At 59.6% G+C, this 15304-nt stretch carries 12 protein-coding genes; 5 read left to right on the top strand and 7 right to left on the bottom strand.

Annotation, left to right across the window (positions count from 1 at the left end):
* Nucleotides 1–9: 9 nt before the first annotated feature.
* The 4 genes from pheA to mtnA form a co-directional block, all read right to left on the bottom strand.
* Nucleotides 10–1104, bottom strand: coding sequence for a prephenate dehydratase (pheA, locus tag PMI01S_RS22820; protein WP_007899727.1), 1095 nt, complete (start codon nucleotides 1102–1104; stop codon nucleotides 10–12).
* Nucleotides 1104–2189 carry a 3-phosphoserine/phosphohydroxythreonine transaminase gene (serC, locus tag PMI01S_RS22815; protein WP_084322376.1) on the bottom strand — a complete coding sequence of 362 codons (1086 nt, stop codon included), beginning with the start codon at nucleotides 2187–2189 and terminating at the stop codon, nucleotides 1104–1106. Before serC ends, pheA begins: the two co-directional genes overlap by 1 nt.
* A gap of 223 nt (nucleotides 2190–2412) precedes the next feature.
* Nucleotides 2413–5067, bottom strand: coding sequence for a DNA gyrase subunit A (gyrA, locus tag PMI01S_RS22810; RefSeq protein WP_084322375.1), 2655 nt, complete (start codon nucleotides 5065–5067; stop codon nucleotides 2413–2415).
* Between the two features lie 436 nt (nucleotides 5068–5503).
* Entirely contained in the window at nucleotides 5504–6580 is a 1077-nt protein-coding gene (gene mtnA / locus PMI01S_RS22805) for an S-methyl-5-thioribose-1-phosphate isomerase (RefSeq protein ID WP_084322374.1), read from the bottom strand.
* A gap of 107 nt (nucleotides 6581–6687) precedes the next feature.
* On the opposite strand from mtnA, the gene PMI01S_RS22800 reads away from it, so the two are divergent.
* The 5 genes from PMI01S_RS22800 (at nucleotide 6688) to PMI01S_RS22780 (ending at nucleotide 11653) form a co-directional block, all read left to right on the top strand.
* Nucleotides 6688–8022: a TRZ/ATZ family hydrolase gene (locus tag PMI01S_RS22800; protein ID WP_084322373.1), complete on the top strand. Its 1335-nt coding sequence runs from the start codon at nucleotides 6688–6690 to the stop codon at nucleotides 8020–8022.
* 57 nt (nucleotides 8023–8079) lie between these two features.
* Nucleotides 8080–8778 carry a bifunctional 2-polyprenyl-6-hydroxyphenol methylase/3-demethylubiquinol 3-O-methyltransferase UbiG gene (ubiG, locus tag PMI01S_RS22795; RefSeq protein ID WP_038982154.1) on the top strand — a complete coding sequence of 233 codons (699 nt, stop codon included), beginning with the start codon at nucleotides 8080–8082 and terminating at the stop codon, nucleotides 8776–8778.
* 4 nt (nucleotides 8779–8782) lie between these two features.
* Complete coding sequence (gene mupP, locus PMI01S_RS22790) at nucleotides 8783–9454, top strand: N-acetylmuramic acid 6-phosphate phosphatase MupP (RefSeq protein WP_084322372.1); 672 nt, start codon at nucleotides 8783–8785, stop codon at nucleotides 9452–9454.
* 158 nt (nucleotides 9455–9612) lie between these two features.
* Nucleotides 9613–10353 (top strand): YciK family oxidoreductase, encoded by a 741-nt coding sequence (locus PMI01S_RS22785; protein ID WP_008031809.1) that lies wholly within the window; start codon nucleotides 9613–9615, stop codon nucleotides 10351–10353.
* Nucleotides 10354–10726: 373 nt separating this feature from the next.
* The gene (locus PMI01S_RS22780; protein ID WP_084322371.1) at nucleotides 10727–11653 is read left to right on the top strand and encodes a GGDEF domain-containing protein; all 927 of its coding nucleotides are present in this window, start codon (nucleotides 10727–10729) and stop codon (nucleotides 11651–11653) included.
* Nucleotides 11654–11752: 99 nt separating this feature from the next.
* Here PMI01S_RS22780 and PMI01S_RS22775 read toward each other — a convergent pair whose 3' ends face one another.
* From PMI01S_RS22775 to PMI01S_RS22765, 3 genes are all read right to left on the bottom strand, one after another.
* The gene (locus PMI01S_RS22775; protein WP_084322370.1) at nucleotides 11753–13627 is read right to left on the bottom strand and encodes an MFS transporter; all 1875 of its coding nucleotides are present in this window, start codon (nucleotides 13625–13627) and stop codon (nucleotides 11753–11755) included.
* A gap of 100 nt (nucleotides 13628–13727) precedes the next feature.
* Complete coding sequence (locus tag PMI01S_RS22770; RefSeq protein ID WP_084322369.1) at nucleotides 13728–14879, bottom strand: TDT family transporter; 1152 nt, start codon at nucleotides 14877–14879, stop codon at nucleotides 13728–13730.
* Between the two features lie 106 nt (nucleotides 14880–14985).
* Entirely contained in the window at nucleotides 14986–15297 is a 312-nt protein-coding gene (locus PMI01S_RS22765; protein ID WP_084322392.1) for a cupin domain-containing protein, read from the bottom strand.
* Nucleotides 15298–15304 lie beyond the last annotated feature (7 nt).

The following is a 15304-nucleotide window of genomic DNA, read 5'->3' as shown; positions in this document are numbered from 1 at the left end:
TGCTACCCCTTAGAGAACTGCTTTCGGGTAGGAACCCAACACTTTAAGTGCCACTGCTTCCTGACTGATTTTTTCCAGCACACCTTTGACCAGCGGATCGCGGTGGTGACCGACGAAGTCGATAAAGAACACGTAGGTCCATTTACCGCTGCGCGAAGGACGCGTCTCGATACGCGTCAGGTCGATGCCGTTGTCGTGGAACGGCACCAGCAACTCGTGAAGCGCACCGGGTTTGTTGCTCATCGACACGATGATCGAGGTCTTGTCGTCGCCGGTCGGCGGCACTTCCTGGCTGCCGATCATCAGGAATCGCGTGGAGTTGTCCGGGCGATCCTCGATTTTCTCGGCCAGACGGGTCAGCCCGTACAAGCCTGCGGCCATGTCGCCGGCGATCGCCGCCGAGTTCCACTCACCCTTGACCCGCTTCGCCGCTTCGGCGTTGCTCGAAACCGCCACGCGCTCGACATTCGGGTAGTGTGCGTCCAGCCACTTGCGGCACTGGGCCAGCGACTGGGCGTGGGAATAGATGCGGCTGATGCTGTCGGTCTTGGTGTTTTCACCGACCAGCAAGTGGTGGTGAATCCGCAACTCGACTTCGCCACAAATGACCATGTCGTGTTCGAGGAAGCTGTCGAGGGTGTGGTTGACCGCGCCCTCAGTGGAGTTTTCCACCGGAACCACGCCAAAGTTCACCGCGCCCGCAGCCACTTCGCGGAACACTTCGTCGATCGCCGCCATTGGCTTGCTGATCACCGCGTGACCGAAATGCTTCATGGCCGCCGCTTGAGTGAAGGTGCCTTCAGGGCCGAGGTAAGCCACTTTCAGCGGCTGTTCGAGGGCCAGGCACGAGGACATGATTTCGCGGAACAGCCGCGCCATCTCTTCGTTGCCCAGCGGCCCCTGATTGCGCTCCATCACACGCTTGAGCACCTGAGCTTCACGCTCAGGACGATAGAACACCGGCACTTCGCCTTCGGCCAGCGAGGCCATCTTTACTCGCGCAACTTCCTGGGCGCAGCGTGCGCGCTCACTGATCAGCTCCAGGACTTTTTCGTCCAGGGCATCAATGCGCAGGCGCAGTGCCTTGAGTTCTTGCTCAGACATTAGCCGTGTTCCTTCTCGAACTCTGCCATGTACGAAACCAGTGCGTTGACCGCAACGATGTCGACGGCGTTATAGATGGAGGCGCGCATGCCGCCCACGGAACGGTGACCCTTGAGATTCAGCAGGCCACGTTCGTCGGCACCGGCCAGGAATGGCTTGTCGAGACGGTCGTCAGCCAGACGGAACGGCACGTTCATCCACGAGCGGTCGGACTTGTTGATCGGGTTGCTGTAGAGGCCGCTGGCATCGATGAAATCGTACAACGTGCGCTGTTTCACTTCGTTGAGCTTGCCGATGGCTTCTACACCACCTTGCTCTTTCAGCCACTCGAACACCAGGCCGGACAAGTACCAGGCCAGGGTTGGCGGGGTGTTGTACATCGAACCGTTATCGGCCGCGACCTTGTAGTTGAGCATGGTCGGGCACAGGGAACGGGCGTGCCCCAGCAGGTCTTCGCGAACGATGTTGACGACGATACCGCTCGGGCCGATGTTTTTCTGGGCGCCGGCGTAGATCATGCCGAAGCGCGAAACATCGATCGGGCGCGAGAGAATGTCCGAGGACATGTCGGCGACCAGCGGAACATCACCGGTTTCCGGGACCCAGTTGAATTCCAGACCGCCAATGGTTTCGTTCGGTGCGTAGTGAACGTAGGCCGCGTCTTTCGACAGCTTCCACTCGTTCTGACCGGGGATAGCGAAATAGTCGTAAGGCTTGGCGGTAGCGGCAACGTTGACGTTACCGTAGCGCGACGCTTCTTCGATGGCTTTCTGCGACCAGATACCGGTGTCGATATAGTCGGCAGTGCCGCTTTCCGGCAACAGGTTCAGAGGGATCTGAGCGAATTGCTGGCTGGCGCCACCTTGCAGAAACAGCACTTTATAGTTCGAGGGGATATTCAGCAGATCACGCAGATCCTGCTCGGCCTTGGTCGCAATGGACACGAACTCATCGCTGCGATGGCTCATTTCCATGACCGAGAGGCCCTTGCCGTGCCAATCAAGGAGTTCACCCTGGGCGCGCTGCAGGACAGCTTCGGGAAGTGCCGCAGGACCGGCACAGAAGTTATAGGCTCTCTTGCTCACATCCAATCTCGCTCTGATTTGGTGGTATCACATATCAGTCGACACCGACCTGATATGGGTGCGGGCTTGCTCGCGAAAGCGGTGTAACAGGCGACATCTGTGCTGAATGTCAGTCCGCCTTCGCGAGCAAGCCCGCTCCCACATTTGATCTTCGTGGGTGTCGATATTTCATTACGGACAAACAACAAGGGGGCGAATTTTCATCCGCCCCCTGTTTGTCCGCTTACTCTTGCGGTTCTTCGTCAGCGGCGGCGTCGAGCTGCTGGTCTTCAGCAGCGTCGTCGATCACGACTTCACCGTCGAACACTGCACCCTCTTCACCCTCCAGCTCTTCGCCTTCGACTTCCGACGGCTCCTGAACCCGTTCAAGACCTACCAGCGTTTCATCGCTGGCCAGCTTGATCAAGGTTACGCCCTGGGTGTTACGACCCAGGCTGGAGACTTCGTCGACACGGGTACGAACCAAAGTACCCTGGTCGGAAATCAGCATGATTTCCTCGCCGTCGAGCACCTGAACCGCGCCGACCAGACGGCCGTTACGGTCGTTGCTGACCATCGCGATAACGCCCTGACCGCCACGCTTGTACTCAGGGAACTCGGTGATCGCCGTGCGCTTGCCGAAACCACGCGCCGAAGCGGTGAGGATCTGGCTGCCTTCTTCCGGGATCAGCATGGAAATCAGCTTCTGGCCTTCCGGCAGACGCATGCCGCGGACACCGCGAGCGGTACGGCCCATGGCTCGAACGTCGGTTTCCTTGAAGCGAGTGACCTTGCCGCCGTCGGAGAACAGCATGACTTCGCGATCGCCATCAGTAATGGCGGCGGAAATCAGTACGTCGCCTTCATCAAGTTCCAGCGCGATCAGACCAACGCTGCGTTGACGGCTGAAGGATTCCAGCGGGGTCTTCTTCACGGTGCCTTTGGCGGTGGCCATGAAGATGAAGTGACCCTCGGTGTATTCCTCGACCGGCAGCATGGTGGTGATGTACTCATCACTGTCCAGCGGCAGCAGGTTGACCAGCGGACGACCACGGGCAGCGCGGGACGCTTCCGGGATTTCGTAGGTTTTCAGCCAGTACACCTTGCCTTTGCTGGAGAACAGCAACAGCGTGGTGTGGCTGTTGGCGACCAGCAGGTGAGCGATGTAGTCCTCATCCTTGACGCCGGTCGCCGATTTGCCTTTACCGCCACGACGCTGGGCCTGGTACGCAGCCAATGGCTGGGTCTTGGCGTAGCCACCGTGGGAAATGGTCACGACGCGCTCTTCTTCCGGGATCATGTCACCCAGGGTCAGGTCGAGACGGGCATCGAGAATTTCGGTGCGGCGCACGTCGCCGTATTCGGCACGAATCACTTCCAGCTCTTCGCGGATCACTTCCATCAGGCGTGTGGCGCTGTTGAGGATGCGGATCAGCTCGCCGATCTGGTTGAGGATCTCTTGATACTCGGCCAGCAGTTTTTCGTGTTCCAGACCGGTCAGGCGGTGCAGACGCAGTTCCAGAATGGCTTGCGCCTGTTCCGGCGACAGGAAGTACTTGCCTTCGCGCAGACCGTATTGCGGATCGAGGTTTTCCGGACGGCACGAATCGGCACCGGCACGTTCAACCATCGCGACCACGGCGGAGGATTCCCAAGGCGTGCTGATCAGCGCTTCCTTGGCTTCCGACGGGGTTGGCGAGGCCTTGATCAGGGCGATGACCGGGTCGATGTTCGACAAGGCAACCGCTTGACCTTCCAGAATGTGACCACGCTCGCGCGCTTTACGCAGTTCGAACACAGTACGACGGGTAACGACTTCGCGACGGTGACGAACGAAGGCTTCCAGCAGATCCTTGAGGTTCAGGATCCGCGGACGGCCGTCGATCAGTGCAACGATGTTGATGCCGAATACCGCTTGCAGCTGGGTCTGGGCGTAGAGGTTGTTGAGGATCACCTCAGGCACTTCACCACGACGCAGCTCGATCACGACGCGCATACCGTCCTTGTCGGACTCGTCGCGCAGCTCGGTGATGCCTTCGAGCTTCTTCTCTTTCACCAGCTCGGCGATCTTCTCGATCAGACGCGCCTTGTTCAGCTGGTAAGGGAGTTCGGTGATGACGATCTGCTGACGGCCACCGACCTTGTCGATGTCTTCGATGATCGAGCGGGCACGCATGTAAATACGGCCGCGACCGGTGCGGTAGGCTTCGATGATGCCGGCGCGACCGTTGATGATCGCGGCGGTCGGGAAGTCCGGGCCGGGGATGTATTGCATCAGCTCATCGATGGTCAACTCTGGGTTGTCGATGAGCGCCAGGCAACCGTCGATGACTTCACCGAGGTTGTGCGGCGGAATGTTGGTCGCCATGCCCACGGCGATACCGCTGGAGCCGTTGACCAGCAGATTGGGAATACGGGTCGGCATGACCGCCGGGATCATTTCGGTGCCGTCGTAGTTCGGCACCCAGTCCACGGTTTCCTTGTGCAGGTCAGCCAGCAGCTCGTGCGCCAGCTTGGTCATGCGCACTTCGGTGTATCGCATGGCCGCGGCGTTGTCGCCGTCCACCGAACCGAAGTTGCCCTGACCGTCTACCAGCAGGTAGCGCAGCGAGAATGGCTGCGCCATCCGAACGATGGTGTCGTACACCGCGGTATCACCGTGCGGGTGATACTTACCGATCACGTCACCGACAACACGGGCAGATTTCTTGTACGGCTTGTTGAAGTCGTTGCCCAGCTCGCTCATCGCGAACAGCACACGCCGGTGCACGGGCTTCAAGCCATCGCGCGCATCCGGCAGTGCCCGCCCGACAATTACGCTCATCGCGTAGTCGAGGTAGGACTGCTTCAGCTCGTCTTCGATATTGACCGGGAGGATTTCTTTGGCCAGTTCGCCCATGAGAAGCCTGATTCCTTTTTCTGGTGAAACTTCGTCACATCCATATGGGACGAACGAAGCTCGCCGATGCAGGCTGAGTGCCAATGCACCGACTTACGACAAATCAACGAGTTATGCCATGGATCTGCGCAGTAAAGGCAGCCGCATCGGGCTACCTTGGAAACCGCCGGATGTTATCACAAGAGCCGCCACGCACCTATCCCCCAGATGCGCATGGAGCATAGTTAGTTGACCGATGACAGGCTGATAGGGGACGAGAGAGGCTTAGAGGCCTTTTTAATGAAGAATTTCGGGGGGAATGGGGGTTGTTTGGTGGCAGCGAGGGGCCCTTCGCGAGCACGCCCGCTCCCACAGCTGACCGAGTTCTCAAGTCAGATACGGTCGAAGGTGGGAGCGGGCTTGCTCGCGAAGGCGGTTTATCAGCCGCCACAGTTCATCAATGCAGACGCTTGCGGCACATCAACTGCGCCATCTTCGCGGTGTCCGGGCGCTCGACAATGCCTTTTTCGGTCACGATCGCATCGATCAAGTCCGCAGGGGTCACGTCGAACACCGGGTTGAACGCATCGACATCCGCCCCGACCCGCTTGCCGCCCACTTCCAGCAACTCGCGGCCGTCACGCTCTTCAATCGGAATGTCGTCGCCACTGGCCAGGTTCATGTCGATGGTCGAACTGGGCGCCACCACCATGAAACGCACGCCGTGATGCATGGCGTTCACCGCCAGTTGATAAGTGCCGATCTTGTTGGCCACGTCGCCATTGGCGGTGATCCGGTCAGCGCCGACGATGACCCAGGTAATGCCTTTGGTCTTCATGATGTGGGCGGCGGCGGAGTCGGCATTGAGGGTCACGGGAATGCCTTCGTTGGCCAGTTCCCACGCCGTCAGGCGCGAACCTTGCAGCCAGGGGCGGGTTTCATCGGCATAAACGCGTTCGACCATGCCTTCGATGAACGCCCCGCGAATGACACCCAGCGCCGTACCGAAACCGCCGGTTGCCAGCGCGCCGGTATTGCAGTGGGTCAGGATCGCCTGCGCGTTGCCCTGATGCTTGCGGATCAGGTCCACACCCAGTTGCGCCATCGTCAGGTTGGCTTCGCGGTCACTTTCGTGAATGGCAATGGCCTCCGCTTCCAGCGCCGCCAGCGGGTCGGCATCGCCCTTGAGGCGATCCAGGCGGTCACGCATGCGACTCAAGGCCCAGAATAGATTCACTGCCGTCGGACGAGAATCGGCCAGCAACGCATAATCCTCTTCCCACGCGGCCTGCCAGTCACCGCCCTCGGCAAAACGGGCGCGGGCTGCCAGCACCATGGCATAAGCAGCGCTGATGCCAATCGCCGGAGCGCCGCGCACCACCATCGAACGAATGGCTTCGGCCACGCCAGCAGCGCTGGTGTAGGCAATCCAGGTTTCCTCGAACGGCAAAATACGCTGATCCAGCAGATACAGGGCGCCATCACGCCAATCGATGGCTTTCACCTTCTCCGCAGCCAACAGTCGATCGCGCATCCCACACCCCGTACTCAGTAACAAAGCGGCCGATTATAGCGATCCCCCCGCGAAGACGCTCGGGTATACTTCGCCATCCTTTACAAAAGCACTGGAACCGACTCTCGATGCCGAACACTGCCGCTGCGCTCGACCTGTTATTGCTGCCGACCTGGCTGGTACCCGTCGAACCCGCTGGCGTTGTCCTCAAAGAGCACGGCCTGGGCATCCGCGACGGGCGCATTGCCTTTATCGGCCCGCGCGCGGCTGCGCTGAAGCTGGGCGCAACCGAAGTCCGCGAACTGCCGGATATGCTGCTCAGCCCCGGCCTGATCAATGCTCACGGGCATGCGGCGATGACACTGTTTCGCGGTCTGGCAGACGATCTGCCGCTGATGACCTGGCTGGAAAACCACATCTGGCCCGCCGAGGCCAAGTGGATTGATGAAGCCTTTGTACGCGACGGTACCGACCTTGCCATCGCCGAACAGATCAAAGGTGGCATCACTTGCTTCTCTGACATGTATTTCTTCCCGAAGGTTGCGAGCGAACGTGTGCACAACAGCGGCATACGCGCACAAATCGCAATTCCGATCCTCGATTTCCCGATCCCGGGCGCCAGTACGGCGGACGAAGCCATTCGTCAGGGCGTCGAACTGTTCAACGATCTCAAGCACCACGAGCGCATCAAAGTCACCTTCGGCCCCCATGCGCCTTACACCGTGGGCGACGAAAACCTGGAGAAAATCCGGGTGATCGCCGAAGAGCTGGACGCGTCGATTCATATGCACGTCCACGAAACAGCCTTCGAAGTGCAGCAGGCGGTCGAGCAGCGCGGTGAACGCCCGCTGGCCCGACTTGCACGCCTGGGCCTGTTGGGCCCGCGCTTCCAGGCAGTTCACATGACTCAGATCAGCGATGAAGACCTGGTGATGCTGGTAGAAAGCAACACCAATGTGATTCATTGCCCGGAGTCGAACCTGAAGCTGGCCAGCGGTTTCTGCCCGGTGGAGCGTTTGTGGCAGGCGGGCGTCAACGTGGCTATCGGCACCGACGGCGCGGCCAGCAACAATGACCTCGACCTGCTCGGCGAAACCCGCACCGCCGCATTGCTCGCCAAAGCCGTCGCCGGCTCGGCCACCGCGCTGGACGCTCATCGCGCCCTGCGCATGGCCACGCTCAACGGTGCCCGTGCGCTGGGGATCGAAGCGGAGGTTGGCTCGCTGGAAATCGGCAAAGCCGCGGACATGGTCGCGTTCGACCTTTCCGGCCTGGCGCAGCAACCAGTCTATGACCCGGTTTCGCAGCTTATATATGCCACCGGCCGCGACTGCGTGAAACACCTTTGGGTGGGTGGCAAGCAACTGCTCGACGACCGTCGCCTGACGCGTCTGGATGAAGAACAACTTTGCGCCACCGCCAAGGCCTGGGGCCAGCGCATCAGCGGCCACACCGAATCGTAAGCACCCCGGGGCCAACCGCCGGGACTACAGGATTTTTCAAGTTTTAGAGGATGAACCATGAGTAACGTCGACTACGCCGAAATCGCCAAATTCGAAGCCCTGGCCCATCGCTGGTGGGACCGCGAAAGCGAATTCAAACCGCTGCACGACATCAACCCGCTGCGGGTCAACTGGATTGACGAGCGCGTCAACCTGGCCGGCAAGAAAGTCCTCGACGTCGGTTGCGGCGGCGGGATCCTCAGCGAAGCCATGGCGCAGCGCGGCGCGACCGTGATGGGCATCGACATGGGCGAAGCGCCGCTGGCCGTCGCTCAGTTGCATCAGCTGGAATCCGGCGTAAGCGTCGAATACCGCCAGATCACCGCCGAAGCCCTGGCAGAAGAAATGCCCGAGCAATTCGACGTGGTCACTTGCCTGGAAATGCTCGAGCACGTGCCGGACCCATCGTCCGTGATCCGCGCCTGCTTCAAAATGGTCAAGCCGGGCGGCCAGGTGTTCTTCTCCACCATCAACCGCAACCCGAAGGCGTACCTGTTCGCCATCGTTGGCGCCGAATACATCATGAAGCTACTGCCGCGCGGCACTCACGACTTCAAGAAATTCATCCGCCCTTCCGAGCTCGGCGCCTGGAGCCGCATGGCTGGCCTGACCGTCAAGGACATCATCGGCCTGACCTATAACCCGCTGACCAAGCACTACAAACTGGCCTCCGACGTGGACGTCAACTACATGATCCAGACCCTGCGCGAGGAGTAAGCCGATGCGTATCAGAGCAGTCCTTTTCGACATGGACGGCACGCTGCTCGACACCGCGCCGGACTTCATTGCGATCTGTCAGGCGATGCGTGCCGACCGCGGCTTGCCGCCGATGAACGACAAGCACATCCGCGACGAGATCTCCGGCGGCGCCAAGGCGATGGTCGCCGTGACGTTTTCCATGGACCCGGAATCTCCGGGTTTCGAAGAACTTCGTCTGGAGTTCCTCGAGCGTTACCTCGCGGGCTGTGCTGTTCACAGCAAGCTGTTCGATGGCATGGCTGAATTGCTGGCTGACATCGAGAAAGCCAACCTGATCTGGGGCGTGGTCACCAACAAGCCTCTGCGGTTTGCCGAGCCGATCATGCAGCAACTGGGGCTGGCCGAGCGTTCGGCGCTGTTGATCTGCCCGGATCACGTGAAGAACAGCAAACCGGACCCTGAGCCGTTGATCCTGGCGTGCAAGATGCTCGACCTCGATCCGGCCAGCGTGCTGTTCGTGGGTGATGACCTGCGTGATATCGAGTCTGGCCGCGATGCTGGCACCCGGACGGCCGCCGTGACCTACGGCTACATTCATCCGGACGATAACCCGCGGCATTGGGGGGCGGATGTGGTGGTTGATCATCCGTTGGAGTTGCGCAAAGTGTTGGATAGCGCACTTTGCAGCTGTTGAGTCGAATCGCTTTCTTTGTAGGAGCGAACTTGCTCGCGAAAAACCCGAGAACTCCGCGGGGTGTCAGGCTTGTCGCGTAATCGTTGACGACCATCGCGAGCAGGCTCGCTCCCACAGGGATAGCGCGTGACCTGAAGAATTTTTGTTGAGGTTTTCCTATGTTTGATTATTCCGCCCGCCCTGAATTGCTCAAGGACCGGGTCATTCTGGTCACCGGTGCTGGTCGCGGCATCGGCGCTGCCGCTGCGAAAACCTATGCCGCCCACGGCGCCACCGTATTGCTGCTGGGCAAGACCGAAGCCAACCTGACGCAGGTCTATGACGAAATCGAGGCGGCCGGCCATCCACAACCGGCCGTGATCCCGTTCAACCTGGAAACCGCCCTGCCCCATCAATACGATGAGCTGGCAGCCATGATCGAGACCGAATTCGGCCACCTCGACGGCTTGCTGCACAACGCATCGATCATCGGTCCGCGCACACCGATCGAACAGCTGTCCGGCGAAAACTTCATGCGAGTCATGCAAGTCAACGTCAACGCCATGTTCATGCTCACCAGCACGCTGTTGCCGCTGCTCAAGCTGTCACAGGACGCTTCGGTGGTGTTCACTTCCAGCAGTGTCGGCCGCAAGGGCCGGGCGTATTGGGGCGCTTACGGGGTCTCCAAATTCGCGACCGAAGGCCTGATGCAAACCCTGGCCGACGAAGTCGACACCGTGGCCCCGGTGCGCTCCAACAGCATCAACCCCGGCGCCACCCGCACCAGCATGCGCGCCCAGGCTTACCCCGGTGAAAACCCGCTGAACAACCCGACGCCTGAGGAGATCATGCCGGTCTATCTCTACCTGATGGGGCCGGACAGCACAGGCATCAACGGCCAGGCGTTCAACGCGCAGTAACACCGTGCGTCGCTTTTGTGCCGTGGCGAATTTCCGTCACGGCACCGGACAAGCGTCATAACTGCGGTTTACCCCAGTCAAACAAATGTCACAAAATCAGCCGAACACCGTCCAGACGCCCTTCAAGACATTGATTTAAAAGCGCTTTAATTCGAATGAACCGAATGGCACGACTTTCGCTCTATATCTGCTCAGACACGCAGTGTGAAAGCAGATGGGCCGACGTTAGCGTCGATAGGTTACTAATCTTCAACAAAGCAGATTAGACTTGCGCCAAATGTCCTACGGGACTGATGGACCAGTATGACGCGCAGCCCAAAGCCGCTCTCACCCAGCCTGTAAGACAGTCTTACTGCTTAGGGGTGCACGCCATATGAAATCACCTTCCCAGACCAACGCAATTGACTTCGATAGCGCCAAATTGCAACGCCTGGGCTTTGGTCAACAGCCCCCGCTTCTCAAGAGGCCGGTCAGCCTTGCGCAAGTGCGCCAGCAACTGAGCCTGCAACTGCAAACCAGTCTTGAGCCACAACGCATTCTCGGGCTCTTCTTCCGTGAAATTCACCGACTCGTGCCGCTCGATGCCTTGAGCTACCAGCACAAGGCCAGCGACTTGCGCCTGGAGTTCGGTCTGCGCGGTCACCACTCGATCAGCTACACCCTCAGCCATGAAGGCGAGCACCTGGGCGAACTGGTATTCCGCAGCAATCAGCGTTTCAGCGAGCAAGAACTGGGCAACCTCGAGTCGCTGCTGTCCGCATTGCTGTACCCAATGCGCAATGCCCTGCTCTATCGCGCCGCCACCCAGAGCGCCCTGCGCGACCCCCTTACAAACACCGGCAACCGCATTGCCATGGACCAGACGCTGCAACGGGAAATCGATATGTCGCGTCGGCATCTGCAACCCCTGTCGCTGCTGATGCTGGACATCGATCACTTCAAACTGATCAACGATACACACGGTCACAGCGCCGGCGATGATGTACTCAAGGCCGTTGCGGCCTCGATCAAAGGTCAGCTGCGTAACGTCGACATGGTGTTTCGCTTTGGTGGCGAAGAGTTCCTGATTGTGCTGTCCAACACCGGCCGCGAGGCGGCGGCCATGGTCGGCGAACGGCTGAGATTTGCCGCACAGGCCAACGATTTTCTGGCCGATGGCAAGTTGATCGAGCTGACCGTCAGCATCGGCTGCTCGACCCTGCTGCCCGGCGAGTCATCCGAAAGCCTGTTGCGACGGGCCGACAGCGCGCTGTATGTGGCCAAGCGAGAAGGACGCAACCGATTGGCGATGGCGGGCTGAAAACCCGCCAGCGCGGGGAGCTTAAAGGCGCCGCGCTTAGCTGGTAAACACGCGCTATCTTTAACGACCATCGCGAGCAAAAGCTCGCTCCTACAGCAGTCAACGGACAGCGCCGCGCAGCTCCCCGACCAGCCCTTGCAACTTCGCCGGTTCTGCCGCTTCAACCGCCACCGCCGGCCCCGCCACCAGTGTCACCCGCGACCACAACCGACGGAATACGCCTTTGTCGGGATCGCGACTGAAGAAACTCCCCCACAACCCCTGCAATGCCAACGGAATGACCGGCACCGGCGTCTCTTCGAGAATTCGCCTCAGCCCGCCCTTGAACTCGCTGATCTCACCATCAGTGGTCAGCTTGCCTTCAGGGAAGATGCACACCAGCTCACCGTCCTTCAGGTATTGGGCAATGCGCGTGAAGGCCTTTTCGTAAATCTGAATGTCTTCCTGGCGCCCTGCGATCGGAATCGTCCCGGCCGTGCGAAAGATGAAGTTCAGCACCGGCAGGTTGTAGATCTTGTAATACATCACAAAGCGAATCGGCCGACGCACCGCACCACCAATCAGCAACGCGTCGACAAAGGACACGTGATTGCACACCAGCAGCGCCGCGCCTTCATCCGGAATCGCCTCCAGATTGCGATGTTCCACGCGGTACATGGAATGGCTGAGCAGCCAGATCATGAAACGCATGCTGAACTCAGGGACGATTTTGAAGATGTAGGCGTTGACGCCGATGTTCAGCAGCGACACCACCAGGAACAGGTGCGGGATCGACAACTTGGCCAGGCTGAGCAACACGATCGAAACAATCGCCGAGACCACCATGAACAGCGCGTTGAGAATGTTGTTGGCGGCAATCACTCGCGCCCGCTCATTCTCTGGGGTGCGTGACTGGATCAGCGCGTACAGCGGCACAATGTAGAAACCGCCGAAAACCCCGAGGCCGAGAATGTCGATCAACACCAGCCAGGTGTGACCAAAGCCGAGAATCTCGATCCAGCCATGGCCGTTGACGCTGTCGGGAATGCCGCCGGAATGCCACCACAGCAGCAAGCCGAACACCGTCAGACCGAACGAGCCGAACGGCACCAGACCGATCTCGACTTTGCGTCCGGAGAGTTTTTCGCAGAGCAACGAACCGAGCGCGATACCCACCGAGAACACGGTAAGAATCAGCGTCACCACGGTTTCGTCGCCGTGCATCCACTCCTTGGCATATGCGGGGATTTGCGTCAGGTAAATCGCCCCGACAAACCAGAACCATGAGTTGCCGACAATCGAACGCGACACCGCCGGGGTTTGTCCCAGGCCCAGTTTCAAGGTGGCCCAGGATTGACTGAAGATGTTCCAGTTCAGGCGCAGTTGCGGCGATGAGGCCGCAGCCCGTGGAATGCTGCGACTGGCCAAGTAACCCAGCACGGCAATGCCGATGATCGCCGTGGACACGATGGGCGCGTAATGCGCGGACGACATCATGATCCCGGCGCCGATGGTCCCGGCGAGGATCGCCAGGAAGGTGCCCATTTCCACCAGACCGTTGCCGCCCACCAATTCTTCTTCGCGCAAGGCCTGGGGCAGAATCGAATATTTCACCGGCCCGAACAGGGCCGAATGCGTCCCCATGGCGAACAGCGCGACCAGCATCAGCGACAGGTGATCGAAGACAAACCCGACTGCGCCGACCGCCATGATGGCGATTTCCCCGAGCTTGATCAGACGGATCAGCGCGTCCTTGGCGAACTTTTCGCCAAACTGTCCGGCCAGCGCCGAAAACAGAAAGAATGGCAAAATAAACAGCAACGCACACACATTGACCCAAATCGAGCGATCACCCGAGAGGGTCAACTTGTACAGAATGGCGAGGATCAACGATTGCTTGAAGACGTTGTCGTTGAACGCCCCGAGGGACTGGGTCACGAAAAACGGCAGGAAGCGCCGGGTGCGAAGCAGGCTGAACTGTGAGGGGTGACTCATCTTCCGTGTTCCTGAAGTTGGAAAGCCTGGTGATGGCGTGGATTCTATTATTGGAATGTCGATTGTCGATCCAGGCCACACCTTACCTAAACTTTGCAGGTTATTTGTTTAATCCTGCGATACACGGAGAGACAAACAACTCTCCCCGCCATGCGCCTTGCACCGTGCGTTTGGCGACGATCAGCCACATCACCGTCAGCAGCGCCACCAGCACACAGCCAAAGGCACTGAAAAACGTCAGGTTCAAGGTGCTGGCCAGTTTCAACGTTGCCAGAGAATAGACACCCAGCGGAAAGGTGAAACCCCACCAGCCAAGGTTGAAGGGAATGCCGGCGCGCAGGTAACGGCCGGTGATCAACAACGCGATCAGCATCCACCACAGACCAAAGCCCCACAACGTGATCCCGGCCACCAGCCCAAGCCCGGCGGCGATCTCACCGATTCCCGACAAACCGTTGGCGGCAAAGATCGCCGGCGCGTCGGCCCCCAGCAGCAGCATGCCCAGCGCTCCGGTGCCAATCGGGCCGAGCGCCAGCCAGCTCGAAGCCGCCATGCTCTCGTGGGGCAGTTTGTGCAGCGCCATGCGCAGCAACAGGATCGTCAGAATGCTGAACGCCACCGGCAGGGAAAACGCCCAGAGCACGTAGCTGGTGACCAGCACCACCAGTTGCGAATGGGTGTCGGCCAAGTGCGGCGCCAGCAGGCCACCGCTGGCCGCCGCCACTTCCGCAGCCACTACCGGCAACAGCCAGACGGCGGTCATCTGATCGATGCTGTGTTCCTGACGGGTAAACATCATGTAGGGGATCAGCACACCGCAGGCCAGCGACATCGCCACGTCCAGCCACCACAGCACTTCAGCCACATGAATCACGCCTTCGCCCCAACGCGGCAGACCGAACAACAGGAAACCGTTGATGATGGTCGCCAGCCCCATGGGAATCGTGCCGAAAAACATCGATACCGTGGAATGGCCGAAAATCCGCCGTGCTTCGTCGAAGAACAGCACCCAGCGTGCCGCGTACAGCGCCGTGAACAAAGCGAACAGAAAGATATTGAACAGCCAGAGGGATTCGGCAACCGCGTGCAAACCAGGGCTCGCGACCGGCAACTGCGCCAGCGCCAACGCTAAAACGCCGGTGCCCATGGTCGCGGCAAACCAGTTCGGGGTGAACTGACGGATCACCTCGCGCGGATGCTGCAAATGACTGAAGGGTTTGATGCCGGGTCTGACGGCATTAGGGCATGTCATGGTCGAACTCCTGTCCTCTGTTGAGGTGGAGCCCATGGTAGATCCGAATCGAATATCGATATAACGGGTAATATCTCTAACTGTTATCTGTTTTGCCGATATGCCATCAGACACTGCCTTCCGATTCGATCACCAATATCCTCGCCACCCCCAACGGATGCGCCACATGCTCGGTGCCCACGGAGGCGTAAAAGATATCTCCTACGCTCAACACCACCTCTTTCTCCAGACCCTCTTCGCGGTAATGCATGTGCACCTGGCCATCGAGCACGACGAACACTTCCTGGCCGTCATTGATGTGCCATTTGTAGGGCTGATCGGTCCAGTGCAAGCGGGTGGTGATGCCGTTCATGTTGGCGATGTCGAGCGCCCCCCAGGCACGGTCGGCAGTGAAGGATTGGCTGCGGATGATTTTCATGGACGGT

Origin of the sequence: Pseudomonas migulae NBRC 103157, assembly GCF_002091715.1 — a bacterium.
Classification (GTDB): Bacteria; Pseudomonadota; Gammaproteobacteria; order Pseudomonadales; family Pseudomonadaceae; genus Aquipseudomonas; species Aquipseudomonas migulae_A.
Note: the sequence above shows the minus strand (reverse complement) of the source record. Positions and strands in the feature narration are given on the sequence as shown.

Bases quoted from the DNA above. Each gene is read 5' to 3' on its own strand.
- pheA (WP_007899727.1), bottom strand. From the start codon at position 1,104: ATGTCTGAGCAAGAACTCAAGGCACTGCGCCTGCGCATTGATGCCCTG.
- gyrA (WP_084322375.1), bottom strand. From the start codon at position 5,067: ATGGGCGAACTGGCCAAAGAAATCCTCCCGGTCAATATCGAAGACGAG.
- mtnA (WP_084322374.1), bottom strand. From the start codon at position 6,580: ATGCGCGATCGACTGTTGGCTGCGGAGAAGGTGAAAGCCATCGATTGG.
- PMI01S_RS22800 (WP_084322373.1), top strand. From the start codon at position 6,688: ATGCCGAACACTGCCGCTGCGCTCGACCTGTTATTGCTGCCGACCTGG.
- ubiG (WP_038982154.1), top strand. From the start codon at position 8,080: ATGAGTAACGTCGACTACGCCGAAATCGCCAAATTCGAAGCCCTGGCC.
- mupP (WP_084322372.1), top strand. From the start codon at position 8,783: ATGCGTATCAGAGCAGTCCTTTTCGACATGGACGGCACGCTGCTCGAC.
- PMI01S_RS22785 (WP_008031809.1), top strand. From the start codon at position 9,613: ATGTTTGATTATTCCGCCCGCCCTGAATTGCTCAAGGACCGGGTCATT.
- PMI01S_RS22780 (WP_084322371.1), top strand. From the start codon at position 10,727: ATGAAATCACCTTCCCAGACCAACGCAATTGACTTCGATAGCGCCAAA.
- PMI01S_RS22775 (WP_084322370.1), bottom strand. From the start codon at position 13,627: ATGAGTCACCCCTCACAGTTCAGCCTGCTTCGCACCCGGCGCTTCCTG.
- PMI01S_RS22770 (WP_084322369.1), bottom strand. From the start codon at position 14,879: ATGACATGCCCTAATGCCGTCAGACCCGGCATCAAACCCTTCAGTCAT.
- PMI01S_RS22765 (WP_084322392.1), bottom strand. From the start codon at position 15,297: ATGAAAATCATCCGCAGCCAATCCTTCACTGCCGACCGTGCCTGGGGG.